The sequence below is a fragment of the Amycolatopsis sp. SID8362 genome (assembly GCF_010550475.1).
Taxonomy (GTDB): domain Bacteria; phylum Actinomycetota; class Actinomycetes; order Mycobacteriales; family Pseudonocardiaceae; genus Amycolatopsis; species Amycolatopsis eburnea.
In genome coordinates this window covers 1-615 of the sequence record NZ_JAAGNB010001806.1, presented here as the reverse complement: position 1 = coordinate 615, position 615 = coordinate 1, and the positions used below count along the sequence as shown (strand labels likewise).

The 615-nt window shown below is 75.9% G+C and carries 1 pseudogene; it reads left to right on the top strand.

From position 1 onward, the window contains the following. Positions 1-615 (top strand): annotated as a pseudogene (locus G3I65_RS54980) (serine/threonine-protein phosphatase); the annotation flags it as partial.

Sequence of the window (615 nt, the reverse complement as noted above, 5' to 3'; positions counted from 1 at the left end):
GACGTCTACCTGGCCGACTACGACCAGCGGACGCTCGTGCCGCTGCGGCCGGGCGCGGCCGAGCTCGACATCGAGACCTCGACGGCCGGCGAGGTGTTCCGCCGCGCCGGCACGACCGTGACGCGCGACGGGCCCGCGCCGGTGCTGTGGACGATCCTGCTCGACGGCGTGGAACGCCTCGGCGTGCTGAAGATCGTCCCGGCGAACGGCGCCGACCCCGGCGACGCGGCGGTGCAGGAGCAGTGCCGCTGGCTGGCGACGCTGCTCGGCCACCTCGTCACCGTGACGACCCAGTACGGCGACGGCCTCGACGCGCGACGACGGCGGCGGCACCGCACCTCCCCCGCCGAGCTGCTGTGGCAGAGCCTGCCGCCGCTGACCGGCGCCACGGAGAGCGTCGTCGTCGGCGCGAGCGTCCAGCCGGCGTACGACCTCCGCGGCACCGTGTTCGATTACGCACTCTCGGAGAACCGGGCGCAGCTGGCGCTGTTCGACGCGAGCGCGCACACCGCGGTGGTGACGGCCCTCGCCGCGTACCGGACCGCCCGCCACGACGGCGCCGCCCTCGCCGGCCAGTTCGCGGCGGTCGGGGTCGAACTCGGGGGCCGGTCCGCG